A 7,314-nucleotide genomic window follows, 5' to 3' on the forward strand; every position below is an offset into this window, starting at 1 on the left:
CGGCCATGCTACTAGGTCAGGCTGACCAGTTCCAGATAGTCCTCGTTGAACAGGTCCTCGTCGCCGTCGGGCAGGATGACCACGCGCTCGGGCTTCAGCGCCATCACGGCGCCCTCGTCGTGGCTGACCATGACCACGGCGCCCGGGAAGGTGGACAGCGCGCCGAGCACCTCGGCGCGGGAGGCCGGGTCGAGGTTGTTGGTCGGCTCGTCGAGCAGCAGCACGTTCGCGCTGGAGGCCACGATGGTGGCCAGGGCCAGGCGGGTCTTCTCGCCGCCGGAGAGCACGCCGGCCGGCTTGGACACGTCGTCGCCGACGAACATGAAGGAGCCCAGGATCGAGCGCACGTCGGCGTCGCCCAAGTGCTCCGGGGCGTTGCGGCGCATGTTCTCCAGCACCGTCGCCTCCTGGTCCAGGGTGTCGTGCTCCTGCGCGAAGTAGCCGATCTTCAGGCCGTGGCCGGGGACGATGTCGCCGGAATCGGGTGCGGACACGCCGGCGAGCATGCGCAGCAGCGTGGTCTTGCCGGCGCCGTTCAGGCCCAGGATGACGACCTTGGAGCCGCGGTCGATGGCCAGCGACACGTCGGTGAAGATCTCCAGCGAGCCGTAGGCCTTGGACAGGCCCTCGGCCATCAGCGGGGTCTTGCCGCAGGGGGCCGGATCCGGGAAGCGCAGCGCGGCGACCTTGTCGTGGGCGCGCACATCTTCCAGGCCGGAGAGCATGCGGTCCACGCGCTTGAGCATGGACTGCGCCGCCGAGGCGCCGGAGGCGCGGGCCTTCATCTTGTTGGCCTGGGCCAGCAGCACCGAGGCCTTCTTCTCGATGTTGCCGCGCTCGCGCTTGCGGGCGCGCTCGTCGGTCTCGCGCTGCACCTGGTAGCGCTTCCAGTTCATGTTGTAGACATCCACCGTGGCGCGGTTGGCGTCCAGGTAGAGCACCTTGTTCACGGTTTCGTCCAGCAGCCCGGTGTCGTGGCTGATCATCAGCACGCCGCCGGAGTAGTTCTTGATGAAGTCGCGCAGCCACACGATCGAGTCCACGTCCAGGTGGTTGGTGGGCTCGTCGAGCAGCAGGGTCTCGGCGTCCGAGTAGAGGATGCGGGCCAGCTCCACACGGCGGCGCTGGCCGCCGGAGAGGGTGCGCAGCGGCTGGTTCAGGATGCGCTCGGGCAGATCCAGGTTGGCGCAGATCGCGGCGGCCTCGGACTCCGCGGCATAGCCGCCGGCGGCGATGAACTCGGCCTCCAGGCGGTCGTAGCGGCGCATCGCCTTGGCGGAGACGGCGGCGTCCTCGCTGGCCATCTCGTCCCGGGCGCGGGCCAGCTTGTTCAGCACCTTGTCCAGGCCTCGGGCGCCGAGGATGCGGTCGCGGGCCAGCTGCTCCATGTCCGGGGTCTTCGGGTCCTGCGGAAGGTAGCCGATCGAGCCCTTGTGGGTGACCTCGCCGACGGTGGGCTGGCTCTCGCCGGCCAGCACCTTGGTCATGGTGGTCTTTCCGGCGCCGTTGCGTCCCACCAGCCCGATCTTGTCGCCCTTGTCGATGCGGAAGTTCACTTCGTCCATCAGCAGACGGGCGCCGACGCGTAGCTCGAGGTTGGCTACGGAAATCATAGGGTGGGCCTTTCAGCGGGTCCGGAAAAAACTTAGGCGCCCCGAAAAGGGCAACTTAACTAGTTTAGCCGTGCAACGCGGCCTGCGGGGCGAACTGTGTTTGATTCGACAGCCGCACCCGGCCGGATCGGGTATGATCTGCAGCACCCGAGAGGAGGGCGCACCATGAGCACGAACCTGGCGGCACTGGTTGTCCTGCTCGCCGCGCTGATCGCGCTGGCGGTCTTCCAGTGGCTCCCGGCCCTGGCGTTCCTGCCGGTGGCCGGCGCCCTCTACGCCTGGAACCCGCCCGGCCCGAACCCCGGGAATCAGCCCTTGGGCGAGGATCGGTAGTCGTTCATCTGGATCAGCCGGCGGCTCAGCGAGGCCTCGCGGCGCAGGTCCGAGCCGCTGGTCTTCTCGATGTGCGCCTTGCCGAAGCGCCAGAGCAGCACGTCGTCCAGCAGCCGGTCCGGGCCCGGCGAATAGCGGTGGTCCAGCGCGGCGCGCACCTCGCGCACCACGTCGGCGTCCAGCAGCCCGACCAGCTGCCAGGTCGCGTCGATGCCGTGCGCGCCGAGCAGCTCCGCGGCCCATGACCAGTCGTCGTCGCGCTTGCGGTCCACGTGCGGCAGCAGCGTCTGCCAGATCTCGCCGATCTTCTCGCCGGTCAGCTTCGCGGCGCCCAGCCCGTTCTTGTCGTGGTAGCCGTTGAGCCGGTGGTAGAGCTCGTCGATGTCGGTGAAGTAGTTCTCCACGGTTTCCAGCATCGCGGAGGTGGCGGTGAAATGGCGGTCGATCTGCGGGTTCCAGGCCGCCTCGCCGGGATGCTTGAAGCGGATGTCGTGCTCCATCTCGCTCCAGGCGTGCTGCAGGATGGTGCGGATCTGCACCTCGAAGATGAAGTTTCCGCTGGGCACCACGTTTTTGCCCAGCGCCTCCTGGAAACGCCGGACGGTGGGTTCGTTGCGGGTCTTGAGCAGCAGGTGGCGCGAGGAGTAGCCGTAGGTCCCCGATTCCACCGAGCCGATGTCCTTCTCGCGGTCGCTGCGGCAGTCGAAGGCCTCGCGGTGCGACTTGATCAGGCTGGCGACCTGCTGGATCTCGTGCGGCAGCATCACGATGATGCGGATGCCGACCATGTCGTGCACCTCGCGCAGCGGGTTGGGGAACTCGAGCACCGGGTCGCTGTCCGCGTCCTCCTGCAGCCGGCGCGAGGCCTTGGCCTGGAATGAGAGCGTGGACTTCACCCGGCCGGTGATGAACAGCGGCTGCACCTCGCTGCCGACGAAGAGCCGGCGGATCTTGGCCTTCATGGCGTTGAGTACGGACTGCAGCTCGCCGCTGACGGCGCCGTACTGCGCGACCGCGGCGGCGATCTGCGCGGAAAATTCGTCGGCGTTGGACTCCTGCTGTGGATTCATCGCTGATGCCTCCTAGAACACCTGGCGCTGCGGCCTCATCGGGGAGAGCCGAAGGGGCGCAGCCCGCGGGCCGCGCCCCTTCGGGAATGACTTGAGGTGGGGTAGTCCCGGGTTGACGGGAATACCGGGATTATGGTCGGGTCAGGCGCTTGGCCATGTCCTCGTACAACGGAGCCTTGGCGTCGCTGCCGGCCGCCGGAGCGCTCTTGGCGGTTTCCTTGGCCGGCGCGGCGGTCTTGATCGGGGTGACCTTGGCGTCGTTGCGCGCGGCGGCGATCGCCTCGGCGCGGGCGCGGGCCAAATCGTCCTGGTGCTCCTGCTCAAGCTGGGCGAAGCGCTCGTCCTCGGCGGACTTGGCGTCGGCCAGGGCCGAGTTGTAGCCGTCGTCGTAGGCCACGCCGTACTTCTCGGCGTTTTCCTTTTCCTCGTCGTACTCCAGCTCGGCACGCAGCTTCGCGGCTTCGGACTTCTTCTGGTACATGTGCACGGTCAGGTGGGTGATGGCCAGCAGCACGATCGGCGGCATGGCGGCCACCAGCGCGGAGACCAGCGGCGGCACGCCGTCGACGATCGAGTCGACCGTCAGGATGGCGTGCGTGGAGTTCGCGGCGGTGGAGACGATCGCGCCGAAGAACAGCAGGGACCAGGGGTAGATCATGGCACGGCGGTTGAACCCGTTCAGCGCCACGATGGCCACGGTGGCGGCCACGATCATGCCGTCGATGATGATCGGCCAGATCCATGCCAGGTTCGACTGGATGCCGGAGCGTTCGGCCAGGTCGGTAAGGGCCGCGAAGGACAGCACGAACGCGCCGATCGCGATCAGGACGGTGGCGCCGACTGCGGTTCCGAGCACTGCCTTGTGAGGTTCGTTCGGAACTTCTGGTTTGATATCTTCCATGCTTCGCTTGGAACCTATACTTTCGCATAATCGGGGACGTTCAGCTGACGCGAGTCGGGCCGGCCGGCATGGCTTGCACACCGGGCACCGGATCCATTTTAGCGTTTAACCTCGCCGCATGCGCAGTGTTCGTCCACACACTTTCGCAGATCAGGCGCGGCGATCGGCGAATCCGGTGCCGGTGAGCACCCCGGCCAGCGCCCGCGCGCCCGGGATCAGCACGAAGCACAGGGCGCTGGCCACGGCGTAGAGCATGGCCGCGGTGCCAAGCCACGGCGCATCCGGGATTTCGTTGAGGCCGGTGGTGAGCTGGAAAAGGAAGGTGATCCCGCCGAAGCCGAGGATCGTGCGCAGCCCGGCCCGCCAGGCCGCGGCGGCGCGCCGCCCGCGGGCGCCGGTGACGCGGATCCAGGCGCAGCGCTGGCCCAGCGTCGCCCGCCCCGGGGCCAGGCTCGGCAGCAGGAAGACGAAGAACACCACGATGGCCGGCACCCAGATGCTCACCAGGCCGGGGTCGACGACCGGGCCGCCGAGCTGCTCGGCCAGGTTCACCGCCGCGGCGATCACGAAGACCGCGGCGCCGGTGAACGAGGAGTCGAAGACGTCGGCCAGCGCGCGGCGCGCCAGGGTGACCGGGCGCGGCGGGGCCTGCTCGGCGCGCGGCTCCCTCGGGGCGGACAGGAAGGAGAAGATCGGCAGGTAGGCGATCACCGCGCCGAGCAGCGCGCCGAAGGTGTTCACGATCAGGTCGTCGACGTCGGCCACCCGATACGCGCAGGTGTACAGCCCCCAGATGCCGGTGTACTGGGTGAGCTCGATGGCCAGGCTGGCGGCCAGGCCCAGCACCATTGCGGTGAACACGTTGCCGCGCAGCCAGCGCACGGCCAGGATGCCCAGCGGCATGAACAAGATGATGTTGAACAGCACCTGCCACAGGGTGAAGCTGGTGGCGAGGCCGCGCAGGCCCAGCTGGGCGTAGACGTTGGCGAAGTCGGCCAGGAAATGCGCCGGCTCCAGTTGCGCAACCGCGACGCCCGGGCGGCAGAACGCGTCGCGCGTGGCCGGTAGCGGGAGCATGGTGTAGCTGAACAGCCCGAAACCGTAGAGCGCGGCCGCCGCGGTGGTGATGGTGCGCCGCCAGGACAGGCGTCCGTGGCGGCGGTACTGCAGGGCCAGCAGGAAGATGCCGGCGACGCCCATGAAGAGCAAGCTGCCGAGGATGGCGACCGCTCCGGGCCAGATCATGCTGTTCATGCTTCCATCTAACCGCATGGCGGCGCGTGGGATGCGCCTCCGGCGCCGCCTCGGGGCTGGAAGGTCGCTGGGAATATTCACCATGCCTGCATTGGATTGACTGGGCACTTCGCGACTCCCCGCGGGCGCCGCAGGCGCCTGATGCGCGCATTGGCACGGCGAGTCGATAAGCTTTAATCCATGTCTACCCCGTCCCCCGCGCCCATGACCGGCGCCCACAAGCTGCAGCTCGGCCTGGTCATGCTCGCGGCAGGAATCCTGTACGTCGTCCATTCCTTCCTGCGTTTTGCGCGCTTCGAATCGCGCGGGTACGACCTGGGCATCTTCGACCAGGCGGTCCGCCAGTACGCGATGTTCAAGGCGCCGATCGTGCCAGTCAAGGGGGTCGACTTCAACCTGCTGGGCGACCACTTCCACCCCATCCTCGCGGTGCTCGCGCCGTTCTACTGGATCTGGAACGACCCGCGGATGCTGGGCATCGTGCTGGCGCTGCTGCTGGTGTCCACCGCGATCCCGGTGTACCTGTTCACCCGGCCGCGCTTTGGCCACCTCGGCGCCCTGCTGACCAGCGCCGCGCTGCTGCTGTGGTGGCCGTTCCAGGCCATCGTGAACTGGGACTTCCACGAGATCGCCTTCGGCGTGCCGATCATGGCGTGGATCATCTGGGCCTTCGACAAGGGCCGCTACTGGCTGGTCGTGGGGCTTTCCGCCAGCCTGCTGCTGGTGCGCGAGGACATGGGCATCACCATGGTGGCCGTGGGCATCGTGCTGCTCTTCCACCGCCAGTGGCTCAAGGCCGCGCTCACGGCGGCGCTCGGACTGCTCGGGTACCTGGCGGTCACCGGCTACCTCATCCCGCTGTTCTCCCCCGAAGGCGAGTTCTCCTACTGGCAGTACACCGCCCTGGGCGCGACCGCCGGCGCGGCAGTGGTCTTCCTGGCCACCCACCCGCTGCAGTCGATCGCGATCCTGTTCGACCACCAGCTCAAGTGGGCGCTGTGGCTTCTGACCTTCCTGCCGCTCGCGCTGCTGCCCTTCGCCTCGCCGTACGTCATCCTCGGCGCCCCGCTGTTCCTGTCGCGCCTGTTCAACGACCGGCTCAACACCTGGGCACCGGTCTACCAGTACGACGCGATCATGGCGCCGATCCTGATCATGTCCGCGGTCAACATGCTGGGCAAGCTCGCCGTGCGCTTCAACTGGCGCCGCGCGCGCATCATCGGCCCGGCCTGGCTGCTGTCGATCTCAGTCATCGCCACGTTGTTCTTCCCCTTGGTCTTCCCGCTGGGCAAAACCGTCACCGGTCAGGGCTGGCCCCCGGCGGAGCTGATCACCGCGAAGGAGCGGGCCGTTGCGATGGTTCCGGATGGCGTCTGCATCGAAGCCGCCGACAGCCTCGTCCCGCATCTGACCACCCGCACCTACGTCGGGCTGCACGGGGATATCGGCGACGACCTCTCCAGCTGGATGATCATCGACTTCAACGTGGAGGAGCTTGGCGGCTGGGATCCGCTGACTCCTGACCAGGCCTTGGAGCGGGCCACCGAGCTGGGCTTCATGCCGGTGGCTCCGGAGGACCAGGGCATCCTGGTGCTGCACCGGGACATCCCGGTCGACCCGGTCTGCTCCTCCTACTTGGAGCGCTAGATTCCCAAGCCCGGCACCATCGTGGTGCCGGGCCCGGGTTCCAGTTGCCCGGCTTCTGGAATTCGCGGATAATCTTTAGCTTTTCCTGAGGATAAGCTTAGACCAAATTCGAACACACGTTCTACTAACAGCCGTACAATTAACACATGTACGAAGCAATGCAACAACGCCACCGGCCACCCATACCCCCGGTCCACACCGAATGCACCAACGTGCTCACCGCCCTGACCACCAAGCTCACCCACATCCTGGAGTGCGGCAGCACCGCCGACTGCGCCACCGCCATCGAAGAACTCACCGCCCTGACCTCCGGCTACGACTACCTCAAAGCCATGCTCGCCCACCAGCTGGAAAAAGAAGTCTTCCGCACCAACGAAAACAACGGCACCCACCCCAACGCCCGCATCCTCGCCGAAGACACCCCCTTCACCGCCCAGCGCTTCGCCCTCGGAGAACTCACCGAACCCCAGGCCATGGCCATCCTCACCCCGCTGCA

The 7,314-nt window shown here is 67.3% G+C and carries 6 protein-coding genes and 1 pseudogene; 3 read left to right on the plus strand and 4 right to left on the minus strand.

All coding sequences use genetic code 11. The features are described 5' to 3' along the window. Window positions 1-11: 11 nt before the first annotated feature. Window positions 12-1,613, minus strand: coding sequence for an ABC-F family ATP-binding cassette domain-containing protein (locus tag IEY43_RS17685; RefSeq protein ID WP_188950306.1), 1,602 nt, complete (start codon window positions 1,611-1,613; stop codon window positions 12-14). 165 nt (window positions 1,614-1,778) lie between these two features. Between IEY43_RS17685 and IEY43_RS17690 the strand changes: the two genes are divergently transcribed. Beyond that, window positions 1,779-1,946 (plus strand): hypothetical protein, encoded by a 168-nt coding sequence (locus IEY43_RS17690; RefSeq protein ID WP_188950309.1) that lies wholly within the window; start codon window positions 1,779-1,781, stop codon window positions 1,944-1,946. Here IEY43_RS17690 and IEY43_RS17695 read toward each other — a convergent pair. The 3 genes from IEY43_RS17695 to IEY43_RS17705 form a co-directional block, all read right to left on the minus strand. Continuing rightward, entirely contained in the window at window positions 1,922-3,016 is a 1,095-nt protein-coding gene (locus tag IEY43_RS17695) for a GTP pyrophosphokinase (RefSeq protein ID WP_188950311.1), read from the minus strand. The two genes, IEY43_RS17690 and IEY43_RS17695, sit on opposite strands and share 25 nt — an antisense overlap. Before the next feature lie 130 nt (window positions 3,017-3,146). After that, window positions 3,147-3,917, minus strand: coding sequence for a DUF2637 domain-containing protein (locus tag IEY43_RS17700; protein ID WP_188950313.1), 771 nt, complete (start codon window positions 3,915-3,917; stop codon window positions 3,147-3,149). A gap of 150 nt (window positions 3,918-4,067) precedes the next feature. After that, window positions 4,068-5,171 (minus strand): VanZ family protein, encoded by a 1,104-nt coding sequence (locus IEY43_RS17705; RefSeq protein ID WP_188950315.1) that lies wholly within the window; start codon window positions 5,169-5,171, stop codon window positions 4,068-4,070. 180 nt (window positions 5,172-5,351) lie between these two features. Between IEY43_RS17705 and IEY43_RS17710 the strand changes: the two genes are divergently transcribed. Together IEY43_RS17710 and IEY43_RS17715 are read left to right on the plus strand one after the other, a co-directional pair. Beyond that, entirely contained in the window at window positions 5,352-6,818 is a 1,467-nt protein-coding gene (locus IEY43_RS17710; RefSeq protein ID WP_188950316.1) for a DUF2079 domain-containing protein, read from the plus strand. Window positions 6,819-6,964: 146 nt separating this feature from the next. Beyond that, a pseudogene (locus IEY43_RS17715) lies at window positions 6,965-7,314 on the plus strand (hypothetical protein); the annotation flags it as partial.

The organism is Glutamicibacter protophormiae (assembly GCF_014647495.1).
Classification (GTDB): Bacteria; Actinomycetota; Actinomycetes; order Actinomycetales; family Micrococcaceae; genus Glutamicibacter; species Glutamicibacter protophormiae.